At 69.7% G+C, this 15,562-nt stretch carries 13 protein-coding genes; 7 read left to right on the forward strand and 6 right to left on the reverse strand.

All coding sequences use genetic code 11. The features are described from left to right. Positions 1 to 156: 156 nt before the first annotated feature. The 5 genes from ACF08M_RS40045 to ACF08M_RS40065 are packed head-to-tail and all read right to left on the reverse strand — an operon-like array spanning position 157 to position 5,613. Complete coding sequence (locus ACF08M_RS40045) at positions 157 to 1,467, reverse strand: DUF58 domain-containing protein (RefSeq protein ID WP_392190247.1); 1,311 nt, start codon at positions 1,465 to 1,467, stop codon at positions 157 to 159. A gap of 10 nt (positions 1,468 to 1,477) precedes the next feature. After that, positions 1,478 to 2,479, reverse strand: a complete 1,002-nt coding sequence (locus tag ACF08M_RS40050) for an AAA family ATPase (protein WP_392190236.1) — start codon at positions 2,477 to 2,479, stop codon at positions 1,478 to 1,480. Further along, entirely contained in the window at positions 2,476 to 3,690 is a 1,215-nt protein-coding gene (locus ACF08M_RS40055) for a DUF4350 domain-containing protein (protein ID WP_392190237.1), read from the reverse strand. The genes ACF08M_RS40050 and ACF08M_RS40055 overlap by 4 nt, the downstream gene beginning before the upstream one ends. Further along, positions 3,687 to 4,379 carry a DUF4129 domain-containing protein gene (locus ACF08M_RS40060; protein WP_392190238.1) on the reverse strand — a complete coding sequence of 231 codons (693 nt, stop codon included), beginning with the start codon at positions 4,377 to 4,379 and terminating at the stop codon, positions 3,687 to 3,689. The genes ACF08M_RS40055 and ACF08M_RS40060 overlap by 4 nt, the downstream gene beginning before the upstream one ends. 4 nt (positions 4,380 to 4,383) lie before the next feature. After that, the gene (locus tag ACF08M_RS40065) at positions 4,384 to 5,613 is read right to left on the reverse strand and encodes a hypothetical protein (RefSeq protein WP_392190239.1); all 1,230 of its coding nucleotides are present in this window, start codon (positions 5,611 to 5,613) and stop codon (positions 4,384 to 4,386) included. Positions 5,614 to 5,753: 140 nt separating this feature from the next. Here ACF08M_RS40065 and mtnA point away from each other — a divergent pair, with 140 nt between their 5' ends. The 7 genes from mtnA (at position 5,754) to ACF08M_RS40100 (ending at position 14,211) form a co-directional block, all read left to right on the forward strand. Continuing rightward, the gene (mtnA, locus tag ACF08M_RS40070) at positions 5,754 to 6,899 is read left to right on the forward strand and encodes an S-methyl-5-thioribose-1-phosphate isomerase (RefSeq protein ID WP_392190240.1); all 1,146 of its coding nucleotides are present in this window, start codon (positions 5,754 to 5,756) and stop codon (positions 6,897 to 6,899) included. A gap of 4 nt (positions 6,900 to 6,903) precedes the next feature. Continuing rightward, positions 6,904 to 7,593, forward strand: a complete 690-nt coding sequence (gene mtrA, locus ACF08M_RS40075; protein WP_205375139.1) for an MtrAB system response regulator MtrA — start codon at positions 6,904 to 6,906, stop codon at positions 7,591 to 7,593. Between the two features lies 1 nt (position 7,594). Next, positions 7,595 to 9,619 carry an MtrAB system histidine kinase MtrB gene (gene mtrB / locus ACF08M_RS40080; protein WP_392190241.1) on the forward strand — a complete coding sequence of 675 codons (2,025 nt, stop codon included), beginning with the start codon at positions 7,595 to 7,597 and terminating at the stop codon, positions 9,617 to 9,619. Continuing rightward, positions 9,609 to 11,474, forward strand: coding sequence for an LpqB family beta-propeller domain-containing protein (locus ACF08M_RS40085; RefSeq protein WP_392190242.1), 1,866 nt, complete (start codon positions 9,609 to 9,611; stop codon positions 11,472 to 11,474). The genes mtrB and ACF08M_RS40085 overlap by 11 nt, the downstream gene beginning before the upstream one ends. Before the next feature lie 70 nt (positions 11,475 to 11,544). Continuing rightward, complete coding sequence (locus ACF08M_RS40090; protein ID WP_392190243.1) at positions 11,545 to 12,273, forward strand: ComF family protein; 729 nt, start codon at positions 11,545 to 11,547, stop codon at positions 12,271 to 12,273. 321 nt (positions 12,274 to 12,594) lie between these two features. After that, entirely contained in the window at positions 12,595 to 13,284 is a 690-nt protein-coding gene (gene hpf / locus ACF08M_RS40095) for a ribosome hibernation-promoting factor, HPF/YfiA family (protein ID WP_392190244.1), read from the forward strand. 183 nt (positions 13,285 to 13,467) lie between these two features. Continuing rightward, on the forward strand, positions 13,468 to 14,211 hold the full coding sequence (locus ACF08M_RS40100; protein ID WP_392190245.1) for a response regulator: 744 nt from the start codon (positions 13,468 to 13,470) through the stop codon (positions 14,209 to 14,211). A gap of 70 nt (positions 14,212 to 14,281) precedes the next feature. Here the strand turns inward: ACF08M_RS40100 and ACF08M_RS40105 are convergent, their stop codons facing one another. Next, the gene (locus ACF08M_RS40105; protein ID WP_392190246.1) at positions 14,282 to 15,457 is read right to left on the reverse strand and encodes a winged helix-turn-helix domain-containing protein; all 1,176 of its coding nucleotides are present in this window, start codon (positions 15,455 to 15,457) and stop codon (positions 14,282 to 14,284) included. Positions 15,458 to 15,562 lie beyond the last annotated feature (105 nt).

The following is a 15,562-nucleotide window of genomic DNA, read 5'->3' on the forward strand; positions in this document are numbered from 1 at the left end:
CGATGGTACTGCAGGGGGGACCCTGTGGGAGAGTAGGACGCCGCCGAACTCCTTTTGTTGGAGAGCCCCGTGCCCTTGTGGCACGGGGCTTTTCTACGTTCAGGGATCGGTTGGACAGCCCCTTTCTCGCCGGCCTTTTGATGTGCCGGAGTGAGGTCAGAGACGCCCCGCCCCCTTGAGAGCCAGGTAGGCGTCGGCGAGAGCAGGAGCGAGGTTGTCCGGGGTGGCATCGACGACGGCCGCGCCATGACGCTGGAGCTGCTCTGCGGTGCGGAGCCGCGACGTTCGGGCCTGTGCGCCGGCCGCTGCCTCGTAGACCGCGTCCACGGTGCCCCGGGCTCCTGTCATCCGTTCGATGTGAGGATCGGCCACTGAGGCCACCAGCACCGTATGGCGCTGGGTCAGTTGGCGGAGGACAGGCAGCAGGCCCTCTTCTACGGGGGCTGCGTCCAGACCGGTGAGGAGCACGATCAGAGAGCGGCGAGGTGCGCCGGCCAGTACGGCAGCGCTGAGACCTCGGGCATCCGTCTCCACGAGTGCCGGTTCGACCTGTGCCAGCGCATTCACCATCGCGGACAGAACGTCTCCTGCGGGCTTGCCCTGGACCTGAGCGCGGATCCGGCGGTCATATGCGAGCAGATCCACACGGTCGCCCGCACGAGTGGCCAGCGCGGTGAGGAGCAGGGCTGCGTCCAGAGCGGCGTCGAGACGGGGCACGTCGCCGACACGCCCTGCCGAGGTGCGACCTGTGTCCAGGACGATGAGGATGTGACGGTCCCGCTCGGGGCGCCACGTTCGCACCGCTACGGCGGTCTGGCGTGCTGTGGCCCGCCAGTCGATGGAGCGCGTGTCATCACCGGGAACGTACTCGCGAAGGCTGTCGAACTCCGTGCCCCTTCCACGAGTGAGGACACTGGTGCGGCCGTCGAGCTCCCGGAGCCTGGCGAGGCGGGACGGCAGATGCTTGCGGCTGGTGAAGGGCGGCAGGACGCGTACCGTCCACGGGACCTGGTGATTCCCTTGGCGGGCCGCAAGCCCCAGAGGTCCGAACGAGCGGACGGTGACGCGTTCGGCTCTGCGATCACCGCGCCGTGTCGGCCGCAGCGTGGTGGTCAATCGGCGACGTTCCCCCGCCGGAATCGTCAATGTGTGACGAGACGCGGCCTGCTCGGTGCCAGTGGGCCAGCTGCTGGGCGGCCAGGCGTCGCGGAGGTGTGCCCGTAGGCGCCGACGGGAAGGGTTGGTTACGGTGAGTTGTACGTCGGCGGTCTCGCCAAGTCGAACGGTTGTGTCACCGGATCGGGTGAACCGAAGCGTTCGCACTGGTGCAGCCAGGGCGTAGTCGCACAGAATTGCTAGAGAGAGCGGTGCGTTGACCGCGAGCAGGCCAGTCCAGCTCGGGGCCAGGATGCCTACAGGGAGTGATCCCAGGGCGGCCAGCAAGGCAGTACGTCCGGTAAGGGCCACGGTCACTGCCTCATCGGGGTACGGGGACGTGAGCGAGGACCGCGGTGATGACGGAGTCGGGGGTGACCCCCTCCATCTCCGCCTCGGGCCTTAGCCGGATGCGATGGCGAAGCGTGGGGAGTGCCAGGGCTTTCACGTCATCCGGAATGACGTAGTCGCGGCCGGTGAGCCAGGCCCAGGAACGGGCGGTCGACAGCAAAGCGGTAGCGCCTCGGGGAGAGACACCGAGGGAGAGCGAGGGGGATTCACGCGTGGCACGACAGATATCGACGACATAGCCGGCGATCTCCGGGGAGACCTTGGTCCGGGCGACTGCGTTGCGGGCGGCTTCCAGGTCGGCAGGGCCTGCGACGGGGCGTATGCCTGCCGACGTGAGGTCGCGCGGATTGAAGCCGTCGGCATGACGAGTGAGGACGTTGATCTCCTCGTCGCGGGAAGGCAAGGGCACCGTCAGTTTGAGGAGAAAGCGGTCCAGTTGGGCCTCGGGAAGGGGATAGGTGCCTTCGTACTCGACGGGATTCTGCGTGGCGGCCACGAGGAAGGGGTCGGGCAGGGGCCGAGGGGTTCCGTCGACGGTGACCTGGCGCTCCTCCATCGCTTCGAGGAGCGAGGACTGTGTCTTGGGAGGAGTGCGGTTGATCTCGTCGGCGAGCAGCAGGTTGGTGAAGACGGGTCCGGGCTGGAAGGAGAACTCCGCTGTGCGGGCGTCGTAGACCAGTGAGCCGGTGACGTCGCTCGGCATCAGGTCGGGGGTGAACTGCACGCGCTTGGTGTCGAGTTCGAGTGAGGCGGCGAGAGCCCGGACCAGGAGGGTCTTGGCCACGCCGGGGACGCCCTCGAGAAGGACGTGCCCCCGGCAGAGCAGGGCGACGACGAGTCCGGTGACTGCCGGGTCCTGACCGACTACGGCCTTGGCGATTTCGGAGCGCAGCGCTTCCAGGGACGCGCGGGCTGTGTCGCCGTTTCCGAGAGTCTCGGTACTCCCGGCGGGCACTGGGGGCGGGGCGCTCATGACGTGCGTACCTCTCTTTCGAGGGTGTCGAGTTGATCTGCCAGAAGTACAAGAGCGGCATCGTCGGGCGGGGCGGGTCCGAAGAGCACGGTGGGGAGATCGATGGCGGTGGTGGTGAGGCGGGCGGAAAGGGCAGGGATGAGGGTGGCGGGGGAATGTGCATCGCGTGGGGGGACGCCGATGAGCGGGGCGATGCGGGTGCGGGTGGCGGAACGGAGCGAGTCGGCGGCCCGGTCGCGGGCGTTCGCCCTGCGGTAGAGGCGAGCCCGTCCCTCGGTGGATTCGGAGGCACGGATGGCCACGGGCAGCCGTTCGGTCACCAGGGGGCCCAGGCGACGGGCGCGCCAGACGGCGGCGAGTACCGCGGCGAGCGCGAGTTGCAGGGTGCCCCACAGCCAGCCTCGGGGGATCAGGTCGGCGAAGCTGCGGTTGTCGCGGGCGCCGTCGTCGCCGTTTCCACCGTTCTCAGCAGCGGCAGAAGTGTCAGTGAGCGAGGGGAGGTACCAGACCAGATGGGGGCGGGAACCGAGGAGTTGGAGCGCCAGGGAGGCATTGCCCTGGTTGGCGAGCCGGTCGTTGTAGAGGAGGTCGGGGGCACCGAGGAGGACGGTGTCACCCGCTCCCTGTTCGACCAGGAGCAGGGTGGGGAGGCCGTCACTCGGAAAGCACGCGATGGTGTCGAGGCCGTTCGAGGCGTAGTGAAAGCCTCCCGTTTCGGCGTCGCCGGCGTTGCGGGCGGCAGGCAGGGAGCACTGAGCGGCGCGGGTGGCCACCGGTCCTGCGGGCCTCGCGTGGACGCCGGGGACCAGGCTGCCCACGGATGTCGGGCCTGCCGCGAGAAGAACGGTGCGGCCGGCCGAGTCGTCGGTCGCTGCGCGGAGGCCGTTTTGCTGGTGCGGGGTCAACAGATCGGGGGAGGTGACGAGCAGCGTGGTCTCGGGGCCGACCTGGGCCACGGCCTCGTCGAGAGTGGTGACCACCTGGACGGAGACGCCGCGGCCCTTGAGGAGTTCGGCGACGGCCCGGCTGCCGTAGCGGTCGGCGGAACGGGGGTCGAGACGGCCGTGCTGGTCGCCGGAGCGCACGGTTGCCAGCGCGACCCCGGCCGCGACGAGCACGAGGAGGGCGAGGAGCGGACCGCGGGTACGGGTCCAGATCTGGTGCGGGGTGAGGGACGCCGAGGTGGTGGGGGAGGCGGTGGCCTCGGTCATTCGGCTGCTCCCTGGGCCGCGGGTGTCAGGAGAGGCTTGGCGGTCTCGAGGTCGAGGTCCAGAGCCCGGACGGCCAGGTACGCCTGTTGGTCCGCGGTGCGGTCGCCGTACGTGACGTCGTCGAATTCTCTGGCGGCGGCATGGAGTCGCGTGGCGTGTGCGGGGAGTGGGCGGCCCGCTTCGGCGGCGGCCTCGTCCGCAGTGCGCCCGGGGCGGGGAGCGAGCAGGGCACGCTCCTCGAGGGAGCGGACGATGGCGCGCATGCGCTCCTGGACCGCCTCGTTCCAGCGGTGGGCGGAGGCATGGGCCTCGGCGGCCGCCCGGTGTTCGGCCGCGCTGCGGGGACCATCGTCGAAAAGGAGGGCGTGGGCGGAACGCACGGTGCGTCGCGGAGTGCCCAGCCGCCACCAGAGCGCGGCGGCCAGGCCGATGACGACCAGTACGAGCACGACAAGTCCGAGTGGGCCGCCCGGTGCGGCGCCGGAGGCCGTGTCCAGCAGATCGCCGATCCAGTCCCAGAGCCGGTCGAGACCGCGCCGGAGGAGGCTGGGATCGTTCTCGTGGTACATCGGCTTGGACAACTCGTGCTCCGCCGCCTCGCGGGCGGGGACACGCGGAGTGTCCACCGGTATGTCGTCGCTCGCCCGGATCAGTAGCTGCGCTGCCGTCGTGCCCCCCGCCCCCGACACGGCATCAGCTCCGAGTGTTGTATCCGGGCAGGCCCGCTGCCCGGGCGAGATCGAGATCGAGTGCCTCGCGGCGGATGCGCTGATCGACGTAGAGCAGGGCCATCACACCGGCGGAGAGCGGGTAGGTGATCGTCGCGGTGATGACCTGCCCGATGCCCGAGACGATCAGGAACGGCCAGCCGAAGTTCGTGGAGCCGTCGGTGAGGACGGAGCCGATACCGCCGCTGTCCACGGTCATCGCGATGACGCCGAACGGGATGGCGATGATCACGGACACGATGAGAGTCAGCAGCCAGGTCAGAGCCAGGACGCCGAAGGTCCGCCACCAGGCGCCGCTGACCAGCTTCGCGGAACGGCGCATGGAGGTCGTGATCGATTGCCGCTCCAGCATCAGCGCCGGCGAGGCGAGACAGAAACGGACCATCAACCAGATGACGACGACGGATGCGGCCAGGAAGCCGATGACGACGAGTCCGGCGCCCGCGGCGGAGCCGATGAGCATGCCCGGCAGCAGGCCGACCGTCATGACGGCGGCGCCGATCAGGGTCAGCAGCAGTGTGAGCCCCAGCAACTGGGCAAGCCGGGGCCGGGCCTCGGTCCATGCGTCGGAGAGCGTCACCGGACGGCCCAGCACCGAACGGCTGATCACCACGGTCAGTACGGATGTCGTGATGAGCGTGGCGATCAAGGTGATGAACAGGGACGGCACGCTGCTGATCAGTGCCGACCGAGCCGATTCGGCGGCCTGCCTGAGTTCCTCCGAGCCGGTGGCGTTCGGATCGATCGCCGCCGGTACCGGCAGCAGGTAGCGCTGTACGAGAATGGTCGCGATCTGGGCGATCACGGCAACGGTCAGTGTGATGCCGAGGACCGTACGCCAGTGGGCGCGCATCGTGGAGACAGCGCCGTCGAGGATCTCTCCGACGCCGAGTGGCCGCAGCGGGATGACGCCGGGCTTGGCCGCAGCGGGCGGTCCGCCCCAGCCCGCGCTGTGCGGCCCGCTGCCCCAGCCGGGGCCCTGAGGTCCTCCGCCCCAGCCCGGGGCGGCGGGAGGCGCACTGGGGCCCGCCCCCGGAGCGCCGGGTGCGGACCACTGCCCCGCGGGCGGCTGTGTGGGAGACCAGTTCCCTGCAGGGCCGCTGCCGTCGACGGGTTCGGAAGGCCGGGGGACGCCCGCCTCCTGGCCGTCGGAGGGGGCAGATCCGGGCGAGGCCCAGCCCGGAGTGTCGTTCATTGTCGCTCCTTCACGGTCCTGTCCGCGCATCGGGACGGCAGGTTGCCAGCCATCGTGCCACGCGATGCTCCGCGACGGGCCGGGCGTTCCCTCTCCTTCGTCCCTTCATTTGTGGGCGGCTCACCGGGCAGACTGGGCGGATGGCTGATCAGGACGCGCAATCGCAGGTGGGCATCGAGCCTCCCGCGCTTCCCGTACTTCGCTGGGGCGAGCTTCCGGAAGGCCCTGTGCTGGTGCTTCTCGACCAGACGCGGCTGCCAGCCGAGGAGGCCGAGCTGGTGTGTGCCGATGTTCCCGCGCTGGTGCGGGCGATCCGGACGCTGGCAGTACGCGGGGCTCCTCTCCTGGGCATCGCGGGGGCCTACGGAGTGGCTCTCGCGGCCGCACGGGGAGACGACGTGGCGGAGGCCGCGGGGCTGCTGGAGCGGGCGCGGCCCACCGCGGTGAATCTCGGTTACGGGGTGCGGCGGGCTGCCGGGGCGTACCGGGCGGCCGTCGAGAAGGGGGCGGAGCCGAGGCGGGCCGCCGAGGTGGCGCTGGCCGAGGCCAGGGCGCTGCACCGGGAGGACGCCGAGGCCAGCGAGCGGATGGCACGGTACGGGCTTGCCCTGCTTGACGAACTGCTGCCCGGTGGCGGGCATCAGTTGCTGACGCACTGCAATACGGGGGCGCTCGTCTCCGGTGGCGAGGGCACTGCCTTCGCCGTGGCGCTCGGGGCACACCGGGAAGGGAGGCTGCGCCGGCTGTGGGTGGACGAGACACGCCCGCTGCTGCAGGGGGCCAGGCTGACCGCGTACGAGGCGGCGTGCAACGGCATGCCGTACTGCTTGCTCACGGACAACGCCGCAGGTTCGCTGTTCGCCGCGGGGGAGGTGGACGCCGTGCTCATCGGGGCGGACCGTATCGCCGCGGACGGATCGGTGGCGAACAAGGTGGGGAGTTATCCGCTGGCGGTGCTCGCGAAGTACCACCACGTACCGTTCATCGTGGTGGCGCCGACCACGACCGTGGATCTGAACACCGCGGACGGGGCATCGATCACTGTGGAGCAGCGGCCGGAGCGTGAAGTGACGGAGCTCACATCGGTGCGGGCCGGGGTGAGGGGCGGAGACGCCGGTGGATTGCTCTTGGCGCCGGTCGGAACCCCTGCCTACAACCCCGCATTCGACGTCACACCGCCGGAGCTGGTCACGGCGATCGTCACGGAGGAGGGCATGGTTTCCCCGGTCACAGGGGCCGGACTGGCAGAGCTGTGTGCCAGATCATCGCAGGTAACGATTAGCTAATGGGATGATGTCGATTATGAAGGGACGCGTCCTTGTCGTCGACGACGACACCGCACTGGCCGAGATGCTCGGGATTGTGCTGCGTGGTGAAGGGTTCGAGCCGTCGTTCGTAGCGGACGGCGACAAGGCACTTGCCGCTTTTCGTGAGGCCAAACCGGACCTGGTCCTGCTGGATCTGATGCTGCCCGGAAGGGACGGCATCGAGGTCTGCAGGCTGATCAGGGCCGAGTCGGGTGTACCGATCGTCATGCTCACTGCCAAGAGCGACACGGTTGACGTGGTGGTGGGCCTGGAGTCCGGGGCCGACGACTACATTGTCAAGCCGTTCAAGCCTAAGGAGTTGGTTGCCCGGATCAGGGCACGTCTGCGGAGATCCGAGGAGCCGGCGCCGGAACAGCTGGCCATCGGGGATCTGGTCATCGATGTGGCCGGTCACTCGGTGAAGCGGGACGGGCAGTCGATCGCCCTCACCCCGCTGGAGTTCGACCTGCTGGTCGCGCTCGCCCGTAAGCCGTGGCAGGTCTTCACTCGTGAGGTACTGCTGGAGCAGGTGTGGGGATACCGCCACGCCGCTGACACCCGGCTGGTGAATGTGCACGTTCAGCGGCTGCGTTCCAAGGTCGAGAAGGACCCGGAGCGGCCTGAGATCGTGGTGACCGTCCGCGGGGTCGGTTACAAGGCCGGACCGAGCTGAGATGCCCCTGAGTAGCGCTGCTCCGCAGCCCGGGGAGCCGGGAGCCCGTGCGGAGCGGGCTGCTGGTCCAGGACACAGGGCGTCTCAGGCCGGGCGCCTTCTGCAGGGTGGCCGGTTCTTCCACGACCGGGCGCCCGGTGGCCCCTTTCCGCGTCTGCTGTTGCGCTGGGTGCGGCGTCCGCTGCTGCCCGCCCTGCGGCTGTGGCGACGCAACATCCAGCTGCGGGTCGTGGCGGGCACGCTGCTCATGTCGCTCGGTGTGGTGCTGCTCCTCGGACTGGTCGTGATCGGGCAGGTGCGCAACGGACTGCTCGAAGCGAAGGGCAAGGCTGCCCAGACCCAGGCCGCAGGCGGTTTCGCGGCGGCCCAGGAGAAGGCGAACGCCCCCCTCACCCCCGGCGGGCAGGGCGGCGACGCGTCGGACGGCACCACGGCCAACAACTCCTGGCGCACCGAGCTCGTCGACCAGCTCGCCAGCGGCGGCAAGAACGCCTTCAACGTGGTGGCGCTCAGCGCCGACGAGGGCACCCGTGCGCCGCGCGGTTCGGGCAGTGTGGAGGCGGCGAGCATTCCGCAGAGGCTGCGGGACTCCGTGAACAAGGGCCCGGGGGCGTACCAGACGTACTCCATGATCCAGTACGCGAACGGGCAGGAGCAGCAGCCGGGGCTGGTCGTGGGCAAGCGGCTCTACGACATCGACCACAATCCGTACCAGCTCTACTACCTCTTTCCGCTGACGCAGGAGGAGAAGTCGCTGACGCTGATCAAGACCACGCTGGCGACCGCGGGACTGTTCGTGGTCGTGCTGCTCGGGGCCATTGCCTGGTTCGTGGTGCGGCAGGTCGTCACGCCCGTGCGCATGGCGGCGGGCATCGCCGAACGGCTCTCCGCGGGCAGGCTCCAGGAACGGATGAAGGTCACCGGCGAGGACGACATCGCCCGGCTCGGCGAGGCCTTCAACAAGATGGCGCAGAATCTGCAGCTGAAGATCCAGCAGCTGGAGGAACTGTCCCGGATGCAGCGGCGCTTCGTCTCCGACGTCTCCCACGAGCTGCGGACACCGCTGACGACCGTACGGATGGCCGCCGATGTCATCCATGAGGCCCGCAGCGACTTCGATCCCGTGACGGCGCGCTCCGCGGAGCTGCTCGGGGACCAGCTCGACCGGTTCGAGTCGCTGCTCTCCGATCTGCTGGAGATCAGCCGGTTCGACGCGGGCGCCGCGGCGCTGGAGGCCGAGCCGATAGATGTGCGGCAGGTCGTCCGGCGGGTGATCGGCGGGGCGGAGCCGCTGGCCGAGCGCAAGGGCACCCGGATCCGGGTGGTCGGCGACGAGCAGCCGGTGATAGCGGAGGCCGACGCGCGGCGGGTGGAGCGTGTCCTGCGCAACCTCGTGGTCAACGCCGTCGAGCACGGCGAGGGCCGGGACGTGGTGGTGCGGATGGGGGCGGCCGGAGGCGCGGTCGCCGTGGCCGTACGGGACTACGGCGTGGGGCTCAAGCCCGGTGAGGCGACACGGGTGTTCAACCGTTTCTGGCGGGCGGACCCGGCCCGCGCGCGGACGACCGGCGGTACCGGGCTCGGACTGTCCATCGCCGTGGAGGACGCGCGGCTGCACGGCGGCTGGCTGCAGGCGTGGGGTGAGCCCGGTGGCGGTTCGCAGTTCCGGCTGACACTGCCGCGCACGGCGGACGAACCCCTGCGCGGATCGCCCATACCGTTGGAACCCGAGGACTCCCGGCGCAACCGGGAGAACCGGGAGCGAGCCACGGCCGCTCCCACGGCCGGGGACGAGCACCGGCTGACGGCGGTGCCGGCCCAGCCCGGCGGCAACGACCGGAGCGCGCTCCCCGTGCCCTCACACGCCCCCGTGGTCTCCCGGACGGCGCCGGCCTCGGTCCATCCGGCCGCCCTGCCGGGGAGCGGCGCACGGGTGGTGGCGCGCCAGGCCGAGCACCGGCCGGGTGGGGATGCCGATTGTGGAGTGAAGGAACCGGAGCGGGGAGAACCGAATCGTGGGCACTGACCGTCGCGGGGACGGCCGTGGGCGCGTGCCGGCGCTGTTCGCACTGCTCGGAAGCGGTGTCCTGCTCCTGTCCGCGTGCGCCTCGATGCCCGGCACCGGGGATGTCAAGCCCGTCGACGCTTCACAGCCCGGCGACTCCCAGGTGCAGGTGTACGCGGTGGCGCCGCGTGACAACGCCACCCCCAACGAGGTTGTCGACGGCTTCCTGGAGTCGATGACCAGCGATGACTCGGACTTCAGAACGACTCGTAAGTACCTGACGAGGAAGGCGGCCAGCACCTGGAAGCCGAGTGCGTTCACGACGGTGCTCACCAAGGCGCCGAACCGGAACGACCGCTCGTTCCGTGACAGCGACCCTGGTGTCACACAGATCACCTACACCCTGACCGGTGAGAAGGTGGCAACGGTCGACGCACAGAACGCCTATCAGCCGCTCGCGCCCACGGATTACAGCCAGATCCTGCGTCTGGTGAAGGAGAACGGCAAGGACGGCAAGGAGTGGCGCATCGACCTCGTCCCGGACGGCCTGCTGCTGGGGCAGTCCGACTTCAAGCGCCTCTACCGTTCCGTCGACAAGTACTACTTCGCCGCGGGGCGGACGGCGGCGCAGTCGACGCTGGTCGCCGACCCCGTCTACCTCCGCAGCCGGACGGACCCCGGCACCGGGATGGACACCGTGACGCAGGCGGTCCGCAGTCTCCTGGCGGGGCCGACCAGTTGGCTGCGGCCGGCGGTCGAGTCCCGCTTCCCCCCGGGCACGGAGCTGAAGAAGGGCGTCACCTCGCTGTCCCCCGACGACCGCAACGTACTGAAGGTGCCGCTCAACAAGAAGGCGGACGGTGTCGGACAGCGCTCCTGCCGCATGATGGCCTCACAGGTTCTCTTCACCCTGCGGGACCTGACGTCCGCACGGGTCGAGCAGGTCCAGCTCCAGCGCTCCGACGGCTCTCCCCTGTGTGTCATCGATACGGACCAGGCGGAGGAGTTCGCTCCTGACGGTTCGTCGAGCGGGCCGGACAGTCAGTACTTCGTCGATGCCAAGGGGCATGTGGCGCGGATTCCCGGCAGCACCAAGGGCAGTGGCACCCCGGAGGCGGTGGCAGGTCCACTCGGCAACGGGCCGGTGCGGATGGGCACGGTCGGGGTGGCCAGGGACGAGCAGTCGGCGGCAGCGGTCTCGCACGACGGGGTGGCCCTCTACGTGTCGTCCATCACCTCCGACGGCGAGCTTCCGGCAGCCCTGGTCACCAGCAGGGCCCACCGCCCGGCCGACCGTCTGTCGGTGCCGAGCTGGGACGGCCGGGGCGACCTCTGGGTGGCCGACCGGGACCCCGGCAACCGCAGACTGCTGCGGCTGCCCGGCGGCACCGGGCAGCCGCAGGAGGTCACCGTGCCGAGCCTGGACGGCGGTCGCATCGACGCACTGCGGATGTCCGCGGACGGGGTACGGATCGCGCTCCTGGTGACCAAGGACGACCACACCACGCTGAAAATCGGCCGGATCGAGCGGCGCGGGCCGGAAACGGATCAGAAGGTCTCGGTGGTGGAGTTGCGGCAGGCCGCACCGCAGCTGGCGGATGTGACCGCGATGTCGTGGTCGGGCCGGAGCCGTCTCGTGGTGGTCGGCAAGGAGCAGGGCGGCGTGCAGCAGGTCCGCTATGTGCAGACGGACGGTTCGACGCCCGCGTCGGGCGTTCTGCCCGGCGTGAACCAGGTGTCGTCGGTCGCGGCGGCGGACGACGAGCAGTTGCCGCTGATGGCGGCCACGTCGAGTGACGGGATCGTGAAGCTGTCGCCGGGTGACAACTGGCAGACGGTGGTCAAGGAAGGCTCGGCGCTGGTCTATCCGGGCTGAGACTCCACAAGGCCCCTCCGGCTTTTCCACAGGGGTGGCCGGGTCCCTCGGGGGAGGGCACAGTGGAGTCATGCGGGGATGGTGGCGGGAGATCTCCGGACTGGTCCTGCCGGTGTCCTGTGGTGGCTGCGGCAGGCCGCGTGTGGAGCTGTGCGAGGAATGCCGTGCGGAGTTGTACGGCCCAGTGCCGCGCAGGGTGAGGCCCGCTCCGGAGCCCGTGGGCCTGCCGGTGGTGCATGCGGCCGCCGCGTACGAGAACGCCGTACGCGCGGTGCTCCTGGCCCACAAGGAGCGTGGCGCACTGGGACTGGCCGGGGCGCTCGGGAAGGCGCTGGCGGGGGCCGTACGGGCCGGGACGGGACAGGTGGGCCCTGTCGGCCCGCTGCTGCTCGTGCCCGTGCCGTCGGCGCGGCGGGCCGTGGCAGCGCGGGGGCATGACCCGACGCGCCGGATCGCGCTGGCCGCCACGGGTGAGCTGCGGCGCGGTGGCATCCGGGCGCGGGTGGCGGGGGTGCTCCGGCAGCGGCGGCCGGTGGCCGATCAGGCGGGGCTCGGGGCCCGGCAGCGGCATGCGAATCTCGCCGGGGCGCTGGAGGTCGTGGCCGGGGCCGAGCGGCTGCTTGCGGCCGGACGGGTGGTGCTGGTGGACGACCTTCTGACGACCGGTGCCTCGCTGGCCGAGGCGGCTCGGGCGATCGGCGCTGCGGGCGGGGGCGACGGTGGCACCCCTGGCAGCGCGCAGGCGGCCGTTGTCGCGGTTTCTCCCTCGGCCTTCGAAATAAACCGGAACTGCCAGTGAACTTGCATCGTTGCAGGTAGTGAGCGGGTGAAAAGACCTGAATGGAGGTACGTGCGAGTAGCGGGTGCCGACATCCGGCCAGGCAGGCTATGTTCGGTTGTGAGGAAAGGTGAATGCCGGACCTCGATGAATGCACCGCCAGGTTTCGGGCAGGTAACTCACCAGTAGCCGGAAGCAGGGAATTCGGTGGGGTGGAGACCCCGCCGATGGGGGAGGAGGAGGTGGAAGTCACCGAGTCCGCGGCTCCGGTCACGACCGGGGCCTGGTGCAAAAGGGAGATGCTCCGCCGCTGAGCGGAGCGATCCGGGAACGGAGTTCTGCGTGGACATCGTCGTCAAGGGCCGCAAGACCGAGGTGCCTGAGCGGTTCCGCAAGCACGTGGCCGAGAAGCTGAAGCTGGACAAGATCCAGAAGTTCGACGGCAAGGTGATCAGCCTCGACGTCGAGGTGTCCAAGGAGCCGAACCCCCGTCAGGCCGACCGTTCCGACCGGGTGGAGATCACGCTCCGCTCGAGGGGGCCGGTCATCCGGGCGGAAGCGGCCGCCGGCGACCCGTACGCAGCGCTGGACCTGGCCACCGGCAAGTTGGAGGCGCGGCTGCGCAAGCAGCACGACAAGCGCTACAGCCGCCGCGGCAACGGCCGGATTCCCGCTGCCGAGGTCGCCGAGACCGTGCCGGGCGCGGCGTCGTTCAACGGCGAGGGAGATCTGGTCGGCAGCGAGACGTCCGAGTCCGTGCCCACGACCAGGTTCGGCTCGCTGGAGGTTCAGGGCGAGGGCCCGCTGGTGATGCGTGAGAAGACGCACGTCGCCGCACCGATGTCGCTCGATCAGGCGCTCTACGAGATGGAGCTGGTCGGGCACGACTTCTATCTGTTCGTCGACTCCGAGACGAAGGAACCCAGTGTCGTCTACCGACGACATGCCTATGACTACGGTGTCATCCACCTGAGGACCGATCCGCTGGCCGCCGATGAGGCGGGCGGCGCGGGCGGTGCGCTCGGCGGCTGACGTCACCTCCCGTGGTGCCCCTGGAGCGCCTGTGCGCCCCCAGGGGCACCCGCTTGCGGCCACGGGATCACCGTTCCGACGTCCAGGCATGAAATCATGTCGTCCCAAGCCAACCGGCGTTCTGTGAACTGCCGTTGTGGACAATTTGTGAACTTCAGGCCGTGGCCTTCAGGGGGAGGAACGATGGCGGACACCTTCGGGCCCGTGCGCGGTGCGAATGATGCCGATGAAACCGCCGGTGCGGACGCGGACATCGGTTCCGGCAAGGAGCCGATCCGGGTCCTCGTGGTGGACGACCACGCGCTTTTTCGCAGAGGTCTGGAGATCGTCCTCGCCCAGGAGGAGGACATCCAGGTCGTCGGCGAGGCGGGTGACGGGGCGGAGGCGGTCGACAAGGCGGCCGATCTGCTGCCGGACATCGTGCTGATGGACGTCAGGATGCCCAAGCGCGGTGGCATCGAAGCCTGTACGTCGATCAAGGAGGTGGCCCCCAGCGCGAAGATCATCATGCTGACGATCAGCGACGAGGAGGCCGACCTCTACGACGCGATCAAGGCGGGCGCCACCGGATATCTCCTCAAGGAGATCTCCACGGACGAGGTGGCGACGGCAATTCGCGCGGTCGCCGACGGGCAGTCGCAGATCAGCCCTTCCATGGCGTCCAAACTGCTCACCGAGTTCAAGTCGATGATCCAGCGGACCGACGAGCGCCGGCTGGTGCCCGCGCCGCGGCTCACCGATCGGGAACTGGAGGTCCTGAAACTCGTCGCAACGGGTATGAACAACCGCGATATCGCGAAGGAACTGTTCATTTCCGAGAACACCGTGAAGAACCATGTCCGCAACATTCTGGAGAAGTTGCAGCTGCACTCCAGGATGGAAGCCGTGGTCTATGCCATGCGGGAGAAGATCCTGGAGATCAGGTGACCAGTCCTGCGACGGGGCCGCACGGACTGGACGGGGCGACGGCACCGGGTGGAGAGAGGGGCGGGCGCGGTCACGCCAGAGCGCGGGCGATTTGCTGAGCGAGCGGCCCGCGCAGATCCGGTGCGTCGACCCGTTCCAGCCGGACATCCGTGCAGCCGACCCAGGACGCCGCCTCCACCAGGGCCTCGGCCATCGGCGCCACGGCCTTGCGGCTCTCCAGGGACACCTGCCGCGCGACCAGGGTGCTGCCCTCGCGTGCCGGGTCGACGCGGCCCCGCAGCTTTCCACCTGCCAGCAGCGGCATCGCGAAGTAACCGTGTATCCGCTTGGCCTTGGGGACGTATGCCTCCAGACGGTGGGCGAATCCGAAGATCCGCTCGGTGCGTGCCCGTTCCCAGACCAGCGAGTCGAACGGTGACAGAAGAGTCGTACGATGCCGCCCGCGCGGCTCCGAGGCCAGTGCCGCCGGGTCCGCCCAGGCCGGCTTCGACCATCCCTGCACCGTGACCGGCACCAGACCGGAGTCTGCCACGACCGCGTCGAACTGCTCACCCCTGAGCCGGTGGTAGTCAGCGATGTCCGCGCGGGTGCCGACACCCAGGGACTGCCCCGCGAGTGCGACCAGCCGGCGCAGGCACTCCGCGTCGTCCAGGTCGTCGTGCAGCACGGCATCGGGCAGGGCCCGCTCGGCGAGGTCGTACACCCGCTTCCAGCTGCGCCGCTCGGTGCACACCACCTCGCCGTACATCAGGGCGCGTTCGACGGCGACCTTCGACTCCGACCAGTCCCACCACTCCCCGCCGTTCTTCGCGCCGCCCAGCTCCGTAGCCGTCAACGGGCCCTCGGTGCGCAGCTGCTTGATCACCGTCTCGTAGGCGCTGTCCGGCAGGGCGTGGTGCCAGTGGGGGCGCGAGCGGTAGGCGCGGCGGCGGAACGCGAAGTGCGGCCACTCCTCGACCGGCAGGACGCAGGCCGCGTGCGACCAGTACTCGAAGGTGCGGCCGCCCGACCAGTACGCCTCCTCGACCGTGCGCCGGCCGACCGCGCCCAGGCGCGCGTACGGGATCAGTTCGTGCGAACGCGCGAGCACCGAGATCGTGTCGAGCTGGACGGCGCCGAGATGCCGCAGCACTCCCGGGACACCGGCCCGGCGGTCCGGAGCGCCCAGGAAGCCCTGGGCGCGCAGGGCTATCCGGCGCGCCTGGTCGGCGGAGAGATCGGTGGCGGGAAGCGGCACAGACGTCATGCCCCGCACCCTAGACGAGTCATTCCGAATGCTGACGGTGCGTTTGGGAACGCGGACAGGGCGTCCAAGATCGATCTGTGACGAATGACCTGGACGCCCTGCTCA

Source organism: Streptomyces sp. NPDC015032, from assembly GCF_043080425.1.
Taxonomy (GTDB): Bacteria; Actinomycetota; Actinomycetes; order Streptomycetales; family Streptomycetaceae; genus Streptomyces.

Coding starts and splice junctions, on each gene's coding strand:
- ACF08M_RS40105 (WP_392190246.1), bottom strand. CDS start 15,457: ATGACGTCTGTGCCGCTTCCCGCCACCGATCTCTCCGCCGACCAGGCG.
- ACF08M_RS40050 (WP_392190236.1), bottom strand. CDS start 2,479: ATGAGCGCCCCGCCCCCAGTGCCCGCCGGGAGTACCGAGACTCTCGGA.
- ACF08M_RS40090 (WP_392190243.1), top strand. CDS start 11,545: ATGCGGGGATGGTGGCGGGAGATCTCCGGACTGGTCCTGCCGGTGTCC.
- ACF08M_RS40100 (WP_392190245.1), top strand. CDS start 13,468: ATGGCGGACACCTTCGGGCCCGTGCGCGGTGCGAATGATGCCGATGAA.
- mtrB (WP_392190241.1), top strand. CDS start 7,595: ATGCCCCTGAGTAGCGCTGCTCCGCAGCCCGGGGAGCCGGGAGCCCGT.
- ACF08M_RS40065 (WP_392190239.1), bottom strand. CDS start 5,613: ATGAACGACACTCCGGGCTGGGCCTCGCCCGGATCTGCCCCCTCCGAC.
- mtnA (WP_392190240.1), top strand. CDS start 5,754: ATGGCTGATCAGGACGCGCAATCGCAGGTGGGCATCGAGCCTCCCGCG.
- ACF08M_RS40055 (WP_392190237.1), bottom strand. CDS start 3,690: ATGACCGAGGCCACCGCCTCCCCCACCACCTCGGCGTCCCTCACCCCG.
- mtrA (WP_205375139.1), top strand. CDS start 6,904: ATGATGTCGATTATGAAGGGACGCGTCCTTGTCGTCGACGACGACACC.